General features: G+C 72.7%; 14 protein-coding genes, 1 tRNA gene and 2 pseudogenes. 4 read left to right on the plus strand and 13 right to left on the minus strand.

Annotated features, from left to right (window positions below):
- Positions 1 to 871 precede the first annotated feature (871 nt).
- Positions 872 to 955 (minus strand) — tRNA-Tyr (locus tag AB0C17_RS17995).
- A gap of 147 nt (positions 956 to 1,102) precedes the next feature.
- On the opposite strand from AB0C17_RS17995, the gene AB0C17_RS18000 reads away from it, so the two are divergent.
- A complete protein-coding gene (locus AB0C17_RS18000; RefSeq protein WP_013473720.1) occupies positions 1,103 to 1,597 on the plus strand; it encodes a YajQ family cyclic di-GMP-binding protein in 495 nt (164 codons plus the stop codon).
- A 398-nt stretch (positions 1,598 to 1,995) separates the two neighbouring features.
- Here the strand turns inward: AB0C17_RS18000 and AB0C17_RS18005 are convergent, their stop codons facing one another.
- The 8 genes from AB0C17_RS18005 to AB0C17_RS18040 all read right to left on the minus strand — a co-directional run bounded on the left by AB0C17_RS18005 (position 1,996) and on the right by AB0C17_RS18040 (position 10,797).
- The gene (locus AB0C17_RS18005; RefSeq protein ID WP_357383506.1) at positions 1,996 to 3,255 is read right to left on the minus strand and encodes an MFS transporter; all 1,260 of its coding nucleotides are present in this window, start codon (positions 3,253 to 3,255) and stop codon (positions 1,996 to 1,998) included.
- Between the two features lie 138 nt (positions 3,256 to 3,393).
- A complete protein-coding gene (gene htpX / locus AB0C17_RS18010) occupies positions 3,394 to 4,272 on the minus strand; it encodes a zinc metalloprotease HtpX (protein WP_357383503.1) in 879 nt (292 codons plus the stop codon).
- Positions 4,273 to 4,421: 149 nt separating this feature from the next.
- Complete coding sequence (locus tag AB0C17_RS18015; RefSeq protein WP_357383501.1) at positions 4,422 to 5,888, minus strand: proton-conducting transporter membrane subunit; 1,467 nt, start codon at positions 5,886 to 5,888, stop codon at positions 4,422 to 4,424.
- Positions 5,885 to 7,390, minus strand: a complete 1,506-nt coding sequence (locus AB0C17_RS18020; protein WP_357474154.1) for an NADH-quinone oxidoreductase subunit M — start codon at positions 7,388 to 7,390, stop codon at positions 5,885 to 5,887. Before AB0C17_RS18020 ends, AB0C17_RS18015 begins: the two co-directional genes overlap by 4 nt.
- Positions 7,387 to 9,312, minus strand: a complete 1,926-nt coding sequence (locus AB0C17_RS18025; protein ID WP_357383497.1) for an NADH-quinone oxidoreductase subunit L — start codon at positions 9,310 to 9,312, stop codon at positions 7,387 to 7,389. The genes AB0C17_RS18020 and AB0C17_RS18025 overlap by 4 nt, the downstream gene beginning before the upstream one ends.
- Positions 9,309 to 9,689: an NADH-quinone oxidoreductase subunit NuoK gene (gene nuoK / locus AB0C17_RS18030; RefSeq protein ID WP_357383495.1), complete on the minus strand. Its 381-nt coding sequence runs from the start codon at positions 9,687 to 9,689 to the stop codon at positions 9,309 to 9,311. The genes AB0C17_RS18025 and nuoK overlap by 4 nt, the downstream gene beginning before the upstream one ends.
- Positions 9,686 to 10,210, minus strand: coding sequence for an NADH-quinone oxidoreductase subunit J (locus AB0C17_RS18035; protein WP_357383493.1), 525 nt, complete (start codon positions 10,208 to 10,210; stop codon positions 9,686 to 9,688). Before AB0C17_RS18035 ends, nuoK begins: the two co-directional genes overlap by 4 nt.
- Positions 10,207 to 10,797 carry an NADH-quinone oxidoreductase subunit I gene (locus AB0C17_RS18040; protein WP_357474150.1) on the minus strand — a complete coding sequence of 197 codons (591 nt, stop codon included), beginning with the start codon at positions 10,795 to 10,797 and terminating at the stop codon, positions 10,207 to 10,209. The genes AB0C17_RS18035 and AB0C17_RS18040 overlap by 4 nt, the downstream gene beginning before the upstream one ends.
- A gap of 218 nt (positions 10,798 to 11,015) precedes the next feature.
- On the opposite strand from AB0C17_RS18040, the pseudogene AB0C17_RS18045 reads away from it, so the two are divergent.
- Positions 11,016 to 11,183, plus strand: a pseudogene (locus AB0C17_RS18045) (Uma2 family endonuclease); the annotation flags it as partial.
- Positions 11,184 to 11,453: 270 nt separating this feature from the next.
- Here AB0C17_RS18045 and AB0C17_RS18050 read toward each other — a convergent pair.
- The gene (locus tag AB0C17_RS18050; RefSeq protein WP_357383489.1) at positions 11,454 to 11,876 is read right to left on the minus strand and encodes an ester cyclase; all 423 of its coding nucleotides are present in this window, start codon (positions 11,874 to 11,876) and stop codon (positions 11,454 to 11,456) included.
- A 94-nt stretch (positions 11,877 to 11,970) separates the two neighbouring features.
- Between AB0C17_RS18050 and AB0C17_RS18055 the strand changes: the two genes are divergently transcribed.
- On the plus strand, positions 11,971 to 13,014 hold the full coding sequence (locus tag AB0C17_RS18055) for a glutathione S-transferase C-terminal domain-containing protein (protein WP_357383487.1): 1,044 nt from the start codon (positions 11,971 to 11,973) through the stop codon (positions 13,012 to 13,014).
- A 149-nt stretch (positions 13,015 to 13,163) separates the two neighbouring features.
- Here AB0C17_RS18055 and nuoH read toward each other — a convergent pair whose 3' ends face one another.
- Both nuoH and AB0C17_RS18065 read right to left on the minus strand, forming a co-directional pair.
- Positions 13,164 to 14,126, minus strand: a complete 963-nt coding sequence (nuoH, locus tag AB0C17_RS18060; RefSeq protein WP_013288672.1) for an NADH-quinone oxidoreductase subunit NuoH — start codon at positions 14,124 to 14,126, stop codon at positions 13,164 to 13,166.
- Positions 14,127 to 14,440: 314 nt separating this feature from the next.
- Positions 14,441 to 15,007 (minus strand): annotated as a pseudogene (locus AB0C17_RS18065) (NADH-quinone oxidoreductase subunit C); the annotation flags it as partial.
- A gap of 101 nt (positions 15,008 to 15,108) precedes the next feature.
- On the opposite strand from AB0C17_RS18065, the gene AB0C17_RS18070 reads away from it, so the two are divergent.
- Positions 15,109 to 16,155: a glucose 1-dehydrogenase gene (locus AB0C17_RS18070; RefSeq protein ID WP_357383485.1), complete on the plus strand. Its 1,047-nt coding sequence runs from the start codon at positions 15,109 to 15,111 to the stop codon at positions 16,153 to 16,155.
- A gap of 31 nt (positions 16,156 to 16,186) precedes the next feature.
- On the opposite strand, the gene AB0C17_RS18075 is transcribed toward AB0C17_RS18070, so the two are convergent.
- Complete coding sequence (locus AB0C17_RS18075; protein WP_357383483.1) at positions 16,187 to 17,503, minus strand: DUF2252 domain-containing protein; 1,317 nt, start codon at positions 17,501 to 17,503, stop codon at positions 16,187 to 16,189.
- Positions 17,504 to 17,517 lie beyond the last annotated feature (14 nt).

The following is a 17,517-nucleotide window of genomic DNA, read 5'->3' on the forward strand; positions in this document are numbered from 1 at the left end:
ACACCCGCGAAACCGAACCAGCCGAACCACCTATCGCCATCCCGGCACCAGCCGGCAGCCGGTAACCACTGCTCCATCGAAGCGGGGGGAACTCATCGAGAGGCGCGTCGAGCACCTGACTCATGGGCCTACGTGCCCAAGGTAGACATCCATTGGGTCCTCGTCCGGCCCAGGCTCGGCTGATAGCTGCACAACGGCCATGGCGATCACACCACCCGATGGGTCTACTGGGCCTTCGAGGGACGAACATATGCCGAAGAGCGCTGGCATCGCTGTAATCTAGCTGACGCTTCGTTGTGTGCCTAGTAGCCGACTGTTATCGGCCATCTGACTGTTTCAGGGGTTTCAGGGGCAGCCAACTGCCGAGTTCGCCTGTATTGGATCAAGGCGCCGCGCTCCGCGCAGCGCGGGCGGTGAGCCGGCCGGCGGCAAGCCGCCCCGGCTGCCTTCGGCGCCGGGGCGGAGAGCCACCGACTGCCGCCGGACCGCCGCCCCAAGTCTGTTGATGCGGCCAGCGGCACGATCACGGCCAGGCAGTACGGAAGCCGAACCGGTCGGCCTCGTCGACGATCAGGGCTTCCGGCTGCCGCGCCAGTCCAACCCCGGGACTGACTTGCCACCGGTCCCTCTCCCACAGCCAGCGACACCTCACCGCGAACCCCTCAGCCGCTCACCACACGCACGAACTCCGCCAGGCCAGGCCCAGCCACCAACCCAGCGTTCGCAGCCTCAGAACAGCCCTCAGCAAGATCGACCTGCCCACCATCTGCCCACAACCAGTCGTAGACGGCTGGACTCAGCCGGACGCCCCCAGACGAACGAGAACGGCCCCCGATCAGCATCTCTGCTGTTCAGGGGCCGCATCTGCACCTGGTGGCGGGTAGAGGATTCGAACCTCTGAAGCTTTCGCGACGGATTTACAGTCCGCTCCCATTGGCCGCTCGGGCAACCCGCCAGGGCACACCACCGCGTCGCAACGCGGCAGCGGAAGCAAGGATAGCGGTTGCCCCCGGCACCACCGCAACCGGGTACCGTCAGGAGGTCCCACGCTGGTCAGTGCGGGACGGACCAGGACAGACCGCCGGACAGCAGGAGCATGAGCATGGCAGCGAACCCGTCGTTCGACATCGTGAGCAAGGTCGACCGGCAGGAGGTCGACAACGCCGTCCGCCAGTCGGAGAAGGAGCTCTCGACGCGGTTCGACTTCCGCGGCACCGGCGCCGAGATCTCCTGGTCGGGTGAGGAGGCGATCAGCCTCCAGGCGGAGACCGAGGAACGGGTCCGGGCCGCGCTGGACGTCTTCAAGGAGAAGCTGGTCAAGCGGAACATCTCCCTGAAGTCGCTCGACGCGGGCGAGCCCCGGCAGTCGGGCAAGATCTTCAAGATCGACGCCAAGGTGGTGCAGGGCATCGACTCGGACAAGGCCAAGGCGATCAGCAAGAAGATCCGCGACGAGGGCCCGAAGGGCGTGCAGGCGCAGATCCAGGGCGACCAGCTCCGCGTCACCGGCAAGAAGAAGGACGACCTCCAGGCCGTCATCGCGCTGCTCAAGGGCGAGGACTTCGGGCTGGCGCTCCAGTTCACCAACTACCGGTAAGCACGACCACCGCCGGTCGATCGAGTGGTGGCAGGTGACCGCATCGGTTCCCTGCCACACGTACGGTCCGGACCGGTGCGGGATGTGAGGGCCGGGAGCGGCAGTCGTCGCTTCCGGCCCTTTCTGCCTTCAGGCGACTTCCTTGGGGTACGGGCCGGGTGTGCGGTCGGGTGGGAGCCATGGCTCTCGCAATGTTCCTCCCCTATCGACCGGTGCTCCGCCAACCGGTACTTCGCCGGCTTCTGCCGGGGCTCGCGGCCTCCGCTCTCGGTGACGTGGCTGGCAGTACCGCTGGGCACGATGCTCGGCGGCCAGGCGGGCCCGCACGACCAGCCCGTCCGGGCGGGCGCGCCGGGTGATCGGGTACGGCCCCGGAGCGCTCTGCGACGGGTGAGCGGTCAGGCGACGAGCGTCTGCTCGGCGCGTACCGCTGTGGCCTCGGCCCGGGCGATCGGGCCGCCGGGCAGCGCGGCGACCGCGGCCCCGACGGCGACCGCCACCCCGGCGAAGACGAACGCCCAGGAGACGCCGCCGGCGTGGTCGATGATGAGACCCGCGATCGAGCCGCCGGCGGCGCTCGCCGCGATCGACATGGTGACCACCCAGGTGTACGCCTCGTTCAGCATGCCCGCCGGGGTGATCCGCCCGACGAGCGTGTTCTCCAGGGTGAGCGCGGGGGCGATGGCCGCGCCGCCGAGCACCAGCGCGACGCCGAGCGCGGCCGGGCCGGGCATCACCGCGAAGACGGCGAAGCTGGCCGCGACGGTGCCGAGCAGCCAGGCGAACTGGCGGGTCATGTTGGCGGCGGGCTTGCGTACGCCGAACCAGAAACCACCGATGGCGCTGCCGACGCCCCAGACGGCGAGCAGCACGCCGGCCAGGCTCTCCGGGTCGTCGGCGCCGGAGTTCCCGGCGAAGGCCGGGACGATGACGCCGGAGGCGCCGAACGCGATGCCGAGGCTGGCCACGCAGAGCAGCAGCGCGGGGAAGCCGCCGAGGCGCAGCGGGCCGAGGCCCCGGGCGTGGTGCTCGCGCGGGTGCGGGCGCCAGCCGCGCATGACCCGGCCGAGCGCGACGGCGCCGGTGCCGACCAGGGTGACCACGGCGGCGCCGACGAGCGCGGCGGAGGCGTCGGCGAACAGCACGAAGCCCGCCACCAGCAGCGGGCCGATCACGAAGACGACCTCGAAGAGGGTGGTCTCGGCGGCGAGCGCGGTGTTGCGCAGCTGCGCCCGGCCGGTGGCGGGTGCGGTGAGGTCGTTCCAGGCGCCCCGGATCGCGGCGGTGAGCGGCGGGTACGTGGCTCCGGCGAGGCCCGCTGCCAGGTAGATCAGCGCGAGGTTGCCGCTGTCGGAGCGGGTGGCGGTGAGCAGCCAGATCAGCGCGAACGGGTGGGCCAGCGCGGTGGCCAGCAGGACGGGGGTGGGTCCGACCCGGTCGGCGATCCGGCCGGCGACCGGGCTGAGCGCGGCGCCGGAGAGCGCGTAGATGCCCCCGGCGACGGCGGCCAGGGAGTACCGGCCGGTGACCTGCTCGACGACGAGCAGCAGCGCCAGCGGGGTCATGCCGATCCCGAGCCGCCCGATGATGCCGAGGACCAGCAGCATCGGAGCGCCGGGGATCCGCCAGACGCCCTGGTACTGGCGCAGTGCGGCCACTGTCAGACCTCCAGGAGGGTAATGAGTGGGAGACGTTTCGACCCTAACGGCGCGGCATGACCGGGGGAAACGCATTGTGCCCGGACACACCACCGCGCCCGCGTCGGGGACGCGGGCGCGGTGTGGGCGTACGGCGGGTCAGCGCTGGAACTGCACCGGCCCGGAGTTGCGGGCCATCTGCTCCAGGCGGGCCACCCGCTGCTCCATCGGCGGGTGGGTGGCGAACATCGCGGCGATGCCGCCGCCCCGCTTGAACGGGTTGTCGATCATCAGGTGGGCGGTGCTGGCGAGCTGGCCCTGCGGCGCCAGCGGACGCGCCTGCGTACCCATGTGGATCTTGCGGAGGGCGCTGGCCAGTGCGAGCGGGTCGCGGCTCAGCTCGGCGCCGGACTTGTCGGCCTGGAACTCGCGGCTCCGGCTGATCGCGAGCTGGATCACCGTGGCGGCGATCGGGCCGAGGATCAGCGTGAGGAGCAGCACTGCCGGGTTCGGGCCGTCCTCGTCGTCGGACGAGCCCAGCGGGATGAACCAGGCGAGGTTCGCCAGCATGGTGATGATGCCGGCCAGGCCGGCCGCCACGCTGGAGATCAGGATGTCCCGGTTGTAGACGTGCGACAGCTCGTGGCCGATCACGCCACGCAGCTCCCGGTAGTCCAGGACCTCCACGATGCCCTGCGTGACGCAGACCGCCGCGTTCTCCGGGTTACGGCCCGTGGCGAACGCGTTGGGCTGCGAGGTCGGGCTCACGTAGAGCCGGGGCATCGGCTTGCCGGCGAGCGTGGAGAGCTCCCGCACCATCTGGTACAGCTCGGGGAACTGTGCCTCGCTGACCGGTTGCGCCTTCATCGAGCGCAGTGCGAGCTTGTCGGAGTAGAAGTAGGTGACGCCGTTCATCAGCAACGAGACGACGACGGCGATGACGAGACCGCCGCTACCGCCGAACCAGTAGCCGATCGCGAGGATCAGCGAGGTCAACAGGCCGAGCAGCGCTGCGGTCTTGAGACGGTTGTGATGCACGATCTCTCCTTCGGTGCACGGGCCCTTGCGGGAGGCCCGCTGACCGGTTCAACACACCGGTACCCGTCAACCATCCGGCTCATGGCTGAAAGTTGGCTGGATGTTGCTGTGCGCAGGCTGAGGCGGTCGCCCATCCGGGCAGGAACCGGTCAGCGCGCCGCGACGTCCAGCACCAGCTGCGGTGCGAAACCGATCACCACCGCCGCCACGGTGGCCACGCCGAGCGCCAGCGCCACGGTCCGGGCGGGCCGGACCGCCGCCGCGTCGGTAGGCGTCGCGTAGAGCGAGGCGGTGACCCGCAGGTAGTAGGCCAGGCCGATCACCGCGTTCAGCGCCACCACGAGCGCCAGCCATCCCGCGTGCCCGGCCAGCAGCGCGCGTACCACTGTCACCTTGGCGAACAGCCCGGCCAGGCCCGGCGGCAGCCCGGCCAGCCCGATCAGCGCCAGCGCGAACGCGCCGCCCACCCACGGATGCCGCCGCGCCGCGCCACGCAGGTCGGCCAGCGTGCCGCCGTCGCCGTCCGCCGGGCGCAACGCCACCACAGCGGCGAACGCGGCCAGCTCCAGCAGCACGAAGAAGATCGCGTACGCGACGGCTGCCGCGTACGCGCCCGCCGGCGCGTCGCCGGTGCGGCCCGCGGCCAGCGCCAACGCGCCCAGCGGGGCGAGGATGTACCCCGCCTGGGCCACCGACGACCAGGCGAGCAACCGCACGGTACGCCTCTGACGCAGCGCCACCAGGTTGCCGACTGTCATGGTCAGCACCGCCAGCGCCGCCAGCACCGGGCCGGTCATGTCGCCGGGCAGGGCCCGCTGCACCACAGCCAGCAGCGCCACCACGCCACCGAGCTTCGAGGCGGTCGACAGGTACGCGGCCACCGGCAGCGGCGCGCCGTCGTACGTGGCCGGGGCCCAGGCGTGGAACGGCACGGCGGCGACCTTGAACGCCAGCCCGGCCACCACGAGCGCCGCCGCGACGCCGGTCAGCGGCAGACCGGTCAGGTCGTCGCGGGCGGCCAGTGTGGCGCCGAGCCGGTCCAGGTGCAGCGTGCCGGCGACCGCGTAGAGCAGTGCCGCGCCGAGCAGCGTCACAGTGGTGGCGACCACGCTCACCACGAAGAACGTCACCGCCGCCTCGGCACCGGCGAGGCTGCCCCGGCGCAGGCCGACGAGCACGTACAGCGGCAGCGTCAGCGTCTCCAGCGCCACGATCAGCGTGATCAAATCACCCGCCGCGCCGAGCACCACGCCCCCGGTCATCGCGCAGGCGAGCAGGAAGCAGTACTCGCCGACCGGGGTACGCCCGGCGCGCAGCAGCGGGCCGGACAGCGCCAGCACGCCGAGCGTGAGCAGGGCGATCACCGCCCCGACCAGCGCGGCCCGGCCACCCCACACCCAGGAGCAGTCCGCGCCCACGCAGAACGTGCGCCGCTCACCGGCCGCCCCGACCAGTGCCGCGCCGGCCGCGGTGCCGGCCGCGCCGAGCGCCGCCACCGCCACCGTGACGGCGGGCCGGGCCACCAGCAGGTCGAACAGGAGCACCAGCACGGCCGTGCCGGCGGCCAGGTACGCAGGCAGCATCGCCAGGTTGTCGACAGGCTGCACCAGGCTCATGGGACGACCCCCAGCAGCGCCTCCACCGGGCCGGAGGCGTACGACAGGACCAGCGCCGGGGCCAGGCCGACCGCGAGCGCGAGCAGCACCAGCGGCGCCCAGGCGGTCAGTTCCGCTCCGGCCAACCCGGGTGCGAGCCCCGCCACCGCCGGACTGGGCCGCCCGTGGGTGACCCGGCGCAGCAGCCGCAGGAAGTACGCGGCGGTGAGCGCCCCGCCCAGCGCGGCCAGCACTGCAAGCGTCAGCCAGAGCGGGCCGCCCCGCCGCACGGCGGCCACCACGGCGAACGCCTCACCCCAGAACCCGGCCAGGCCGGGCAGCCCCAGCGAGGCGACGGCCGCGAAGCCGAGCAGCCCGGCCAGCCGGGGCGCGGTCTCCCGCAGCCCGGACAGGTCGGCCAGCGAGCCGGTGTGCGCGCGGTCCTTGACCGCACCGGCCAGGAAGAACAGCAGGGCGGTGATGACGCCGTGGGCGATGTTGCCGATCAGCGCGGCCTGGAGCCCGGTGGCGGTGAGCGTGGCGACCCCGAGCAGCACGAAGCCCATGTGCCCGACGCTCGAATAGGCGATGAGCCGCTTCAGGTCGTCCTGCGCGAGGCAGACCAGGCCACCGATCAGGATCGCGGCGACGGCGAGGACGCCGAGCACCGGCGCGGCCCAGCGGGCGCCCTCCGGGGCCACTCCCACGGCGACCCGGATCAGCCCGTACGTGCCCATCTTGAGCAGCACCCCGGCGAGGATCACGCTGCCGACGGTGGGCGCCTGGGTGTGCGCGTCGGGCAGCCACGAGTGCAGCGGCCAGAGCGGGCTCTTCACCGCGAACGCCAGCGCCAGCAGCGTGAACGCCGCGAGCTGGGTGCCCCGGGACAGCCCGCCGCCGCCGGTCAGCGTGACCAGGTCGGCGGTGCCCGCGGCGGCCACCACCACGTAGACGCCGACCAGCAGCAGCACCGAGCCGAACAGCGTGTAGAGGGCGAACTTGCGGGCCGCCCGACGCCGGTCCGCGCCGCCCCAGCCGGCGATCACCGCGTACATCGGCAGCAGGACGACCTCGAAGAACAGGAAGAACAGCACCAGGTCGAGCGCGAGGAACGTGCCGAGGATGCCGACCTCGACCACCAGCAGCAACGCCACCAGCGCCCGCCCGCTGCCGCTGCCGGTCGGCACCCGCCACAGCGTGTACGCGCAGCACAGCAGCGTGAGCAGCGCGGTCAGCACCACGAGCGGCCAGGAGATGCCGTCCACGCCGAGGTGGAAGCGCAGGTCGAGCCCGGGCACCCACGGCAGGTCGACCTGATGCCACGGCTGCACCGCCGGGCGGGGCCCGTACCCGAACCAGCCGTGCTCGCCGCCGACCAGCGGCAACGTCGCCAGTAGCGTCAACGCGGCCGCGGCGGTGCCGACCACCCGGCCGGCCCGGTCGCCCGGCACGACCGCTGTGGCCAGCGCGCCGAGCGCCGGGACCGCGACCACGGCGACCAGCAGGACCTGCCCGAACGTCATGACGTGACTCCGATCAGGGCGGCCGCCAGGCCGATCAGCAGGGCGCCCGCGAGCACCCCGGCCGCCGCGCGCGGCAGCGCCGCCCGGTGCAGCGCGGCCAGGCCGCCGCCTGCCTCGGCCGCCGCCCGGCCGCTGCCCTCGACCAGCCCGTCCACGCCCAGTTCGTCACCGGTACGCACGGCCCGCGCGAGCGCGCCCGCCGGGCGTACGACGAGAGTGTGCTGGACGTCGTCGAGCCGGAACGCCCGGGCGAACACCGGCCGCAGCGGACCCAGGAAGCGGGCCGGGTCGGCGGCCGGGTCGCGGCGCCAGCCCGCCCAGGCGACGCCCGCACCGGCGAGCAGCAGCAGGAACGGCAGGATCAGGTTCGGCGCGAGGTGGACCAGCTCGACCGCCTCGCCGGTGTCGTCGCCCGGCACCCGCAGCCGGTCGGCGAACCACGGCGCGAACGCGGCCAGGCCCAGCAGCGCGGCCGGGACCGTGAGCAGCAGCACCGGCCAGCGCAGCAGCGCGGGCGGGTCGTGCGGGCGCAGCAGCGGCGTGCGGGTCGCACCGAGGAACGTGCGCAGCAGCAGGCGGCTCGCGTACCAGGCGGTCACCGCGACGCCGACCAGCCCGGCCAGCCAGACCAGCCAGCCCACCCAGGCCGCCGTCGGCCCCACGCCGTCGAGCGCGGCCGCCTCGGCGGCTGCCAGCACGCCGTCCTTGCTCCAGAAACCCGAGAGCGGGGGTACGCCGGCGAGTGCGCCCAGGCCGACCACCATGCACCAGAACGTCACGGGCATGGCGGTACGCAGGCCGCCCATGCGGGACATCAGCGTGGTGCCGACGGCGTGGATCACCGCACCGGCGGCGAGGAACAGCAGCGCCTTGAACGCGGCGTGGGTGAGCAGGTGGAACAGCGCGGCAGCGGGTGCGCCGACCGCCAGCGCGCCGGTCATGTAGCCGATCTGCGAGACCGTCGACCAGGCGAGCACCCGCTTGATGTCGTCCTGCGCGGTGGCGGCGAACGCGCCGAGCAGCATGGTGATCGCGGCCATCACACCCAGCACGGCGAGCGCGGCCGGTGCGCGCTCGAACAGCGGGAACAGGCGGGCCACCGCGTACACCCCGGCGGCGACCATTGTGGCGGCGTGGATCAGCGCGGACACCGGCGTCGGACCGGCCATGGCGTCGGGCAGCCAGGTGTGCAGCGGGAACTGGGCGCTCTTGCCCGCCACCCCGGCGAGCAGCAGCAGGCAGGCGGCGGTGAGCGTGCCGGTGCCGTAGTCGTGGGCCAGCACGTCGGCGATCCGGAAACTGCCCGCGCCCACGCCGAGCAGCGCGATGCCGAGCAGGAAGCCGACGTCACCCACGCGGGTGACCAGGAACGCCTTCACCGCCGCGCCTGGTGCCTCGGGCAGCCGCCGGTCGTGGGCGATGAGCAGGTACGAGCAGATGCCCATCACCTCCCAGCCGACCAGCAGCATGATCAGGTCGCCGGACACCACCACGGTGAGCATGGCGGCGGTGAAGAGGCTCAGCTGGGCCGCGTACGGCGGGTAGCGGTGGTCGACGTCCACGTCGTCGTGCGGGCCCCGGCGCAGGTAGCCGATCGAGTAGACCTGCACGGCCAGCGCCACAGTGGCGACGGCTGTGGCGACGAGCACCGCGACACCGTCCAGCCGCAGGCCCAGCGTGACCCGCAGGCCGCCCAGGTCGACCCAGGTGGTGGACGCCTCGACCGGGGCGTCCACGCGGACCAGCAGCGCCAGCGCGGCCAGCAGTGACACCGCCGCACCGGCCACGCCGAGCGCGACAGCCGCCCGTCGGGCCCCCGCCCGGTCCGGGCGCGGGGCGGGCGGCAGCAGCAGGCCGAGCAGCCCGGCGACCAGCGGCGCGGCGGGCAGCAGCGCGGCGAGCCACAGCGTCGGTGTGCTCACCGGACCGCTCCTTCCGCGCCCGGCGCTGCCGTCGCCGGCTGCCCGACGGGGGTCACCGCGACGCCCGGTTCCGGCTCGGCCAGCGGCACGTCGTCGACAGTGACGCTGGCGCGCAGCCGGTAGAGCTGGAGCACGATGGCCAGCCCGACACCGATCTCGGCGGCGGCGAGCACGATCACGAACAGCGCGAACACCTGCCCGGAGTGCGGCAGCACGGCCTTGACCGTGGTGTCGGCGGTGACCAGCACCAGGTTCACCGCGTTCAGCATCAGCTCCACAGCCATCAGCACCAGGACGGCGTTGCGGCGGCGCAACACGCCGTACACGCCGAGGCCGAACAGCAGCGCGGCGGTGACGTACGGGATGACCGGCCTCACGGACGCCCGCCCTCGTCGGCGGACCGGCGGCCGATGTCGGGGCGGGAGAGCACGATCGCGCCGACCAGCGCGGCCAGCAGCAGCACCGACAGCACCTCGAACGGCAGCACCCAGGAGCGGAACACCTGCTCGCCGATGCGCTCGGCGGTGCCGGCGGCGGGCAGGTCCACCCGGGACCAGCGGAACGCGTCGATCAGCAGCACGGCCAGGCCCAGACCGCTGCCCGCGCCGACGAGCGCGGCGGCCCAGCCCGGCCGGTCCAGGTCGTCCGACGGGCCGATCGGCGCGCGGGTCAGCATCACCGCGAACAGCAGCAACACCACCACCGCGCCGACGTAGATGAGCACCTGCACCCAGGCCACCAGCTCGGCGGTCAGCACCAGGTAGTCACCGGCGAGCGCGCCCAGGCAGACCACCAGCCACAGCCCGGCCCGGACCAGGTGGCGGGTGGTGACCACCAGCGCACCCGCGCCCACCGCCACCGCGCCCAGCGCGAGCAGCAGCACGTCCGCACCGGTCATGAGGCGGCGCCTCCGCCCGGATCGGCGGCGGCGTCGGGGCGTACCCGAGTGGGAGCCGGACGGGCCGACGGACCCGCCGCCTTCCGGGCGGCGGTGGTCTCCTCCTTGGAGGGGTCGCCGAGCGGGTCGTGGGCCGGCGGCGGCGGCACGGTGGCCATCCACTCGCCCAGGTGGTCCTTGTCGTGCAGCAGGTCCTTGATGTCGTACTCGGCGTACTCGAACTCGGGCGACCAGTAGAGCGCGTCGAACGGGCAGACCTCGACGCAGATGCCGCAGTACATGCAGAGCGAGAAGTCGATGTCGAACTTGTCGAGCACGTTGCGCTGGCGGGGGCGGGCGGCACCGGGCACCGCCACCTCCTCCTTGTGCGAGTCGATGTAGATGCACCAGTCCGGGCACTCGCGCGCGCAGAGCATGCAGACGGTGCAGTTCTCCTCCAGCAGCGCGATCACGCCACGGGAGCGCGGCGGCAGCTCAGGCTCGACGTCCGGGTACTGCTGGGTGGTCGAGCGGCGCGTCATCGTCTTCAACGTGACCGCCAGGCCCTTCACCAACCCGGCACCGGGCACTCCACCGTGCTCGCTCATGCCGCCCATCCTGCCCTGTGGCCCGGGCGAGCGCGACCACCACCCGGCTCTTGGCGGCGGTATCGTGAGCGCGGGGAGAACGACGCACCGGGAAGGGCTGGTCGGTGACCACTGACCTGGAGAGTTTCCGGCCGCCCCCGGGCGGGTGGACGACCGATCATCTGGACCTGCTGCCGGAGGACGGGCACCGCCGCGAACTGCTCGACGGAGTGCTGCTCATGTCGCTGCGCGGCCGGACCCACCAGAGCATCGCGGCCCTGCTCATGGTCGCGCTCGACGAGGACTGCCCCGACGGGTACGACGTGACCCAGGGTGTGGAGGTGCGTATCAACCGCACCCGCTCCTTCATCCCGGACGTGCTGGTCACCACCGCAACCGCCGCCGCGCGCGAGCCGTCCCGGTACGAGCCGCACGAGGTGGTGCTCGCCGTGGAGATCGTCTCGCCAGCACCCGGTCCATCGACCGCGTCCTCAAGCCGGCGCTCTACGCCCAGGCCGGGATTCCGTTCCACTGGCGGATCGAGATCGAGGACGAGGACATCGTCGTCTACACCTACAAGATCGATCCGGTGCACGAGGTCTACACGGAGACCGGGCGGTGGACGAAGTTCGTCGACACCGGCGAGCCGTTCCCGGTGAACCTGCCGATCAGCCGGATCACGCCTCGCCGGGTGTGAGCGGCGGCAGCATCTCCACGCCGAGCTGCTGGAGCACCTGGAACAGCTCGTTGACGCTCCACACGTCCAGGATCCGGCCGTCGTCGTCGAAGCGCAGGAACGTCGCGCCCGAATAACTGACCACGCGGCCGGTCGGCGGCACCGGGCCGAACTGCCCGGCCTGGGTGCCGGCGGCCCGCCAGCGCACCGCCACCCGCGCACCTGTCGCCACCACTTCGACGATCTTGTAACGCAGGTCGGGGAACGACGCACGCCGGTCCCGGTGCCACGCGAGCACCGCCGCCGGGCCGGCGCCGCCCAGCCCCGGGCAGTCCGCGGCCACCAGCTCGTACGCGCTCTCCTCGCGCCCGGCGTTCCACACGTCGGCGACGAAACGCCGGGCCGCCGCCTCCACATCGGTCACGGCCGGCAGCCTATGCCCCTCTGTGACGCACTCGCCCTGCCGGGAGCCGCCGGAGCGGCGATGATGGGAGCGAAAAGCGAACTCGGAGGTGGGTGTGGGCAGCGACGACGAGGTCCTGGACCGGACCGGCGGCAAGTACGTGGAGCCGGGTGGCGAGTTCACCCGCGACCAGCGCTACATCGCCACCCGGATCACCGCCGACGGGCGGAACGACTGGCCGGTGGAGCCGGGCCGCTACCGGCTGGCGGTCAGCCGGGCCTGCCCCTGGGCCAACCGGCTGATCATCGTCCGCCGCCTGCTCGGGCTGGAGGACGCCATCTCGATGGCGGTGGCCGGGCCGACACACGACAAGCGGAGCTGGACGTTCGACCTGGACCCGGACGGCAAGGACCCGGTGCTGGGCATCTCGCGGCTGGCCGAGGCGTACTTCGCCCGCTTCCCCGGCTACGAGCGCGGCATCACCGTACCGGCGCTGGTCGACGTGCCCACCGGGCAGGTGGTGACGAACGACTACGCGCAGATGAGCCTGGACCTGACGACCGAGTGGATGGCGTACCACCGGCCGGGCGCGCCGGACCTCTACCCGGAACCGCTGCGCGGCGAGATCGACGAGGTGAACGAGGTCGTCTTCGCCGACGTCAACAACGGCGTCTACCGGTGCGGCTTCGCCGGCAGCCAGGAGGCGTACGACAAGGCGTACCACAGGCTGTTCGACCGGCTGGACTGGCTGAGCGAGCGGCTGGCCGGGCAGCGCTACCTGGTCGGCGACACGATCACCGAGGCGGACGTACGGCTGTTCACCACGCTCGTCCGCTTCGACCCGGTCTACCACGGGCACTTCAAGTGCAACAGGCAGAAGCTCAGCGAGATGCCGGTGCTGTGGGCGTACGCGCGGGACCTGTTCACCACGCCCGGGTTCGGTGACACGATCGACTTCGTGCACATCAAGCGGCACTACTACGAGGTCCACCGGGACATCAACCCGACCGGGATCGTGCCGCTCGGCCCCGACCTGAGCAACTGGCTCACCCCGCACGGCCGGGAGGAGCTGGGCGGCCGCCCCTTCGGCGACGGCACCCCACCCCCGCCCCCACCCCCCTCCGAGCGCGTAGACCCGTCCCACACCCCGTTGCGCTGACCCGCGCCCTCACCCCGCCCCGCCCCGCCCCGCCTCGTCGATCTTGCACTTTGGGCCCTGAAGCTGAGGGCTTTGCCCCTTTCGCCGGGGCATAAAGTGCAAGATCGCCGGGGAGGTGGGGAGGGCGGGAGGGAGGTGGGGAGGGCGGGTTAGAGGGCCAGGCGGACTGCGGCGGTCAGGACGAGCTGGGCCAGGGCCAGGGGGACCAGGACCAGCCAGCAGAGGCGCTGGAGCTGGTCCTCACGCAGCCTCGGGTAACTCACCCGCAGCCAGATGATCACGAAGGCGACGGCGAAGACCTTCAGCAGCGTCCACAGCCAGCCGAGCTGCGCGTCGGCGAACGGACCCTGCCAGCCACCGAGGAACAACACAGTGGTCAGCGCCGCGATCACCACGATGCCGACGTACTCGGCGAGCAGGAAGAACGCGAACCGCAGGCCGGTGTACTCGGTCATGTAGCCGAACACCAGCTCGGAGTCGGCCACCGGCATGTCGAACGGCGGGCGGCGGATCTCCGCCAGCCCGGCCACGAAGAAGATCACCATGGCCGGCGCCTGCCACAGCAGCCACCACGGCTGCCACGCCTCCACGATGCCGGGCAGGCTGAGCGTGCCCGCCGCCATCGCCACCGAGGCGGCGGCCAGCACCAGCGGCAGCTCGTACCCGAGCAGCTGGGCCGCGCCGCGCAACCCGCCGAGCAGGCTGTACTTGTTCGCCGACGCCCAGGCGGACATGAGCACGGCCAGCACGCCGACGCCCACCACGGCGAGCACGAAGAACAGGCCGATGTCCAGCGGCTGGGCGACCAGGTCACCCGGCCCGAGCGGGATGACCAGCAGCACCAGCAGGTACGGCACCAGCGCCACCGCGGGCGCCAGCCGGAACACCGGCCGGTCCGCGTCGCGCGGGGTGACGTCCTCCTTCTGCACGAACTTGATGCCGTCGGCCACGAGTTGGGCCCAGCCGTGGAAGCCGCCCGCGTACATCGGGCCCAGCCGGCCCTGCATGTGCGCCATCACCTTGTGCTCGGCCTGGCCCACGATCAGCGGCAGGGTGAGGAACGCGACAAGCACTCCGGCCACCCGCAGGACCAGTTCCAGCCAGTCCGGCATCAGCTCTCCCCCGTCGCGCCGGGTTCCGGCTCCTGGCGGGGCGGCCCGGTCGGCCGCTCCCCCGGCAGCGGCCGCCCGAGCGGACCCGCCTCACCGGCCGCCGGAGCAGCAGCGGACCCCGCCCCGGCCTCCCCGGAAACAGGCCCCTCCGGAGCATTCCCGGCAGTCGGCCGCGCCGGACGCTCAGCGGCAGCAGGCCGCGCCGGGCGCTCACCCGGGGCGGGCCGCGCCGGGCGTTCCCGGGCCGGGCGGGCCGGCGTACCCCCGCGGGGGCCCTCACCGGCACCAGCCGCACCCGCCGGCGTGGGCGTCGTGCCCCACTCCCCCGGCGCGGGCACGCCCGGCGGGCGGACCGGCCGGCGTCCGCCGCCCGCCTCCGACTCGCCCGGCTCCTTCGCGCCAGGCCACGGCTTGGCGACCCGGGAGGCGAGGACGAACTCCTTGCGCAGCGGGTGCCCCTCGAACTCCGGCGGCAGCAGCAGCGGTCGCAGCTCGCCGTGGCCGGCGAAGTCGATGCCGAACATCTCGTGCGTCTCGCGCTCGTGCCAGGCGGCGCCGGGGAACAGGCCGACCACCGACGCGACGACAGGCGTGTCGCGGGGCACCCGGGTGCGCAGCAGCAGCCCGTGCCGGTGCCGGACCGACCAGAGGTGCAGCACCACGTCGAAGCCGTCGGCCAGCTCGTCCACCGCCGACAGCCAGTCCAGGAAGTCGAGATCCAGCTCGGCGTCGTCGCGTGCCGCACGCACCGCGTCCGCCCAGCTCGCCGGGGGTACGTCGACGGTGGCGCGGGCGTACCCCTGACCGCCGGACACGGACGCGGTGGCCTCGACGGGCGCGAGCAGCGCGACCACTCGCGAGCCGACCTCTTCCGGAGTCATGCGCTGATCCTATGGCCGACGGCTGCGGACCGGGTCGGGCCGCCCGGGCCGGATCGTCGCTTTGCCGGACGCGCGGCGGCAGCGCGCGGAAAGATGGGTCCGTGCGCGCTGTGACTGTGACCCCCGGTGTCCCGGATTCGCTGCGGCTCGCCGAGGACTGGCCCGAGCCGCCGCCGGAAGAAGGCGCGATCCTGGTCGAGGCGCTGGCGGTGGGTGTGTGCGGCACCGATCACGAGATCGTGGCCGGCGAGTACGGCGAGGCGCCGCCGGGCCAGGATCGGCTGGTGCTGGGGCACGAGTCGCTGGGTCGCGTGCTGGACGACCCGACCGGCACGTTGCAGCCCGGCGACCTGGTCGCGGGCGTGGTCCGCCACCCCGACCCGGTGCCCTGCGCGAACTGCGCGGTGGACGAGTGGGACATGTGCCGCAACGGGCGGTACACCGAGCACGGCATCAAGGCGCTGCCCGGCTTCGCCCGGGAACGCTGGCGGTTGCAGCCCAAGTTCGCGGTCGGCCTGGACCCGGCGCTCGCCTCGGTGGGCGTGCTGCTGGAACCGGCGAGCGTGGTGGCGAAGGCGTGGGACCACATCGAGCGGATCGGCCGCCGTGCCGAGTGGAAACCGCAGACCGTGCTGGTCACCGGCGCCGGCCCGATCGGGCTGCTGGCCGCGCTGCTCGGCAGCCAGCGTGGGCTGTCGGTGCACGTGCTGGACCGCAACACCACCGGGCCGAAGCCGGAGCTGGTCCGGGCGCTCGGGGCGACGTACCACACGGCGCCGGTGCCCGAGCTGGACGTGAAGCCCGACGTGGTGATCGAGTGCACCGGCGCTCCCACGGTGGTGCTGGACGCCATGTGCAAGGCCGCGCCCACCGGCATCGTCTGCCTCACCGGTGTGTCGAGCGGCGGCCGGACCGTCAACTTCGACGCCGGGGCGCTCAACCGGGAGCTGGTGCTGGAGAACAACGTGGTGTTCGGCTCGGTGAACGCCGGGCGGCGGCACTGGGAGATGGCCGCCGAGGCGCTCGCCCAGGCCGAACAGTCGTGGCTGACCTCGCTGATCACCCGCCGGGTGCCGCTGTCGAGCTACCGCCAGGCGTACGCCTCGGTCGGTGAGGACATCAAGACGGTGCTGGACTTCACGCAGTGAGCCGGGGCGCCGGATCCGGTGCCCCGGCCCTTCAGATGCCGGGTAGCCGGCCGTTGCGGAACAGGTCCACGAAGAGCTGGTGGTCCTCGCGGGCCCGGATCCCGTACCGGTGCCCGAAGTCGACCAGGTAGTTGACGAACCTCTCCGGCTCGGCGTCGACCACGGCGACGATCGCCTCCTCGGTGGAGTAGTCGACCAGGTCGTGGCTGGACTCGTCGTCGGCGACCGAGTGCATGCGGGCCACCGCCCGGCCCAGGTCGGCGAGCACGCCGGACAGTTCCTCCGGCTCGTTCACGTCGGCCCAGTCCAGGTCGGCCGCGTACGGGGAGACCTCGGCGACGAGCTGCCCGACACCGTCCAGCTCGGTGAAGCCCAGCCACGGGTCGGCGTGCGCCTGCAACGCGCGCTGCGACTCGGCGGTGCGGTGCCCCTGGTGCCGGAAGTACGACCGGACCCGCTCGTCGTCGACGTACCGCGCCACGGCCGGCACCTGCGCCTGCTTCATGTAGATGACGACGTCGTTCTCCAGCGCCTGGGTGTGCCCCTCCAGCAGCACGTTGTACGACGGCAGCCCGGCCGACCCGATGCCGACGCCCTTGCGCAGCACCACGTCCTTGATGCCGGTGGCCACCGGACGCATCCGGGTGGCCGACTGCGGCAGCGTGTGCAGGTAGTCGGCGAACGCCGCGCAGACCTTCTCCCGGGTGGCGTCGTCGATCTCGTACACACCGTCGCCGAGGGAGAACCGGCGCTCGTAGTTGTCGACAGTGGTCTGCCCGGCGAGCAGGTCCACCCGGGTGTTCAGCCGTGCCTGCTGGAGCACCCGCCGCAGCACGCCGTCGGCGTTGTCGAGCGTGATCGAGCCGATCGCGTCGTCCCCGCCCGCGGCGATGGCCCGCAGCTCGGCCAGGTACGACCGCGCGAAGCCCGCCACCAGCTCGCCGATCACCCGGTCGGAGAGCGCCTTGGCGTAGCCGAGCAGCGCCACGCTGGCGGCGAGACGCTTCAGGTCCCAGGTGAACGGCCCGACGTACGCCTCGTCGAAGTCGTTGACGTTGAACACGAGCTGCCCGGAGGCGTTCATGTAGGTGCCGAAGTTCTCGGCGTGCAGGTCGCCGTGGATCCACACCCGGCTGGTCCGCTCGTCGAGGAACCTGTCGCTGCCGAAGTCGCCGCGCTGGTCGGCGTAGAACAGCGCGGCGCTGCCCCGGTAGAAGGCGAACGGTGACGCCGCCATCTTGCGGAACTTGCGGCGGAACGCCGCCGGGTCGATCGCCATGGACGCGCCGAACTCCTCGGTCAGCACGTCGATGATGAATGCGGAGCGCTCCTCCGCGAGGTCGGTCATGGCCGCAGGCTAGC

This window comes from Micromonospora sp. NPDC048887, from assembly GCF_040649715.1.
GTDB lineage: Bacteria > Actinomycetota > Actinomycetes > Mycobacteriales > Micromonosporaceae > Micromonospora.

Excerpts from the sequence above, each read along its gene's own strand:
- AB0C17_RS18035 (WP_357383493.1), bottom strand. The coding sequence starts at position 10,210 with ATGACCGGTGCGGACGTGCTGCTGCTCGCGCTGGGCGCGGTGGCGGTG.
- AB0C17_RS18000 (WP_013473720.1), top strand. The coding sequence starts at position 1,103 with ATGGCAGCGAACCCGTCGTTCGACATCGTGAGCAAGGTCGACCGGCAG.
- nuoH (WP_013288672.1), bottom strand. The coding sequence starts at position 14,126 with ATGCCGGACTGGCTGGAACTGGTCCTGCGGGTGGCCGGAGTGCTTGTC.
- AB0C17_RS18040 (WP_357474150.1), bottom strand. The coding sequence starts at position 10,797 with ATGAGCGAGCACGGTGGAGTGCCCGGTGCCGGGTTGGTGAAGGGCCTG.
- AB0C17_RS18075 (WP_357383483.1), bottom strand. The coding sequence starts at position 17,503 with ATGACCGACCTCGCGGAGGAGCGCTCCGCATTCATCATCGACGTGCTG.
- AB0C17_RS18020 (WP_357474154.1), bottom strand. The coding sequence starts at position 7,390 with ATGACGTTCGGGCAGGTCCTGCTGGTCGCCGTGGTCGCGGTCCCGGCG.
- AB0C17_RS18015 (WP_357383501.1), bottom strand. The coding sequence starts at position 5,888 with ATGAGCCTGGTGCAGCCTGTCGACAACCTGGCGATGCTGCCTGCGTAC.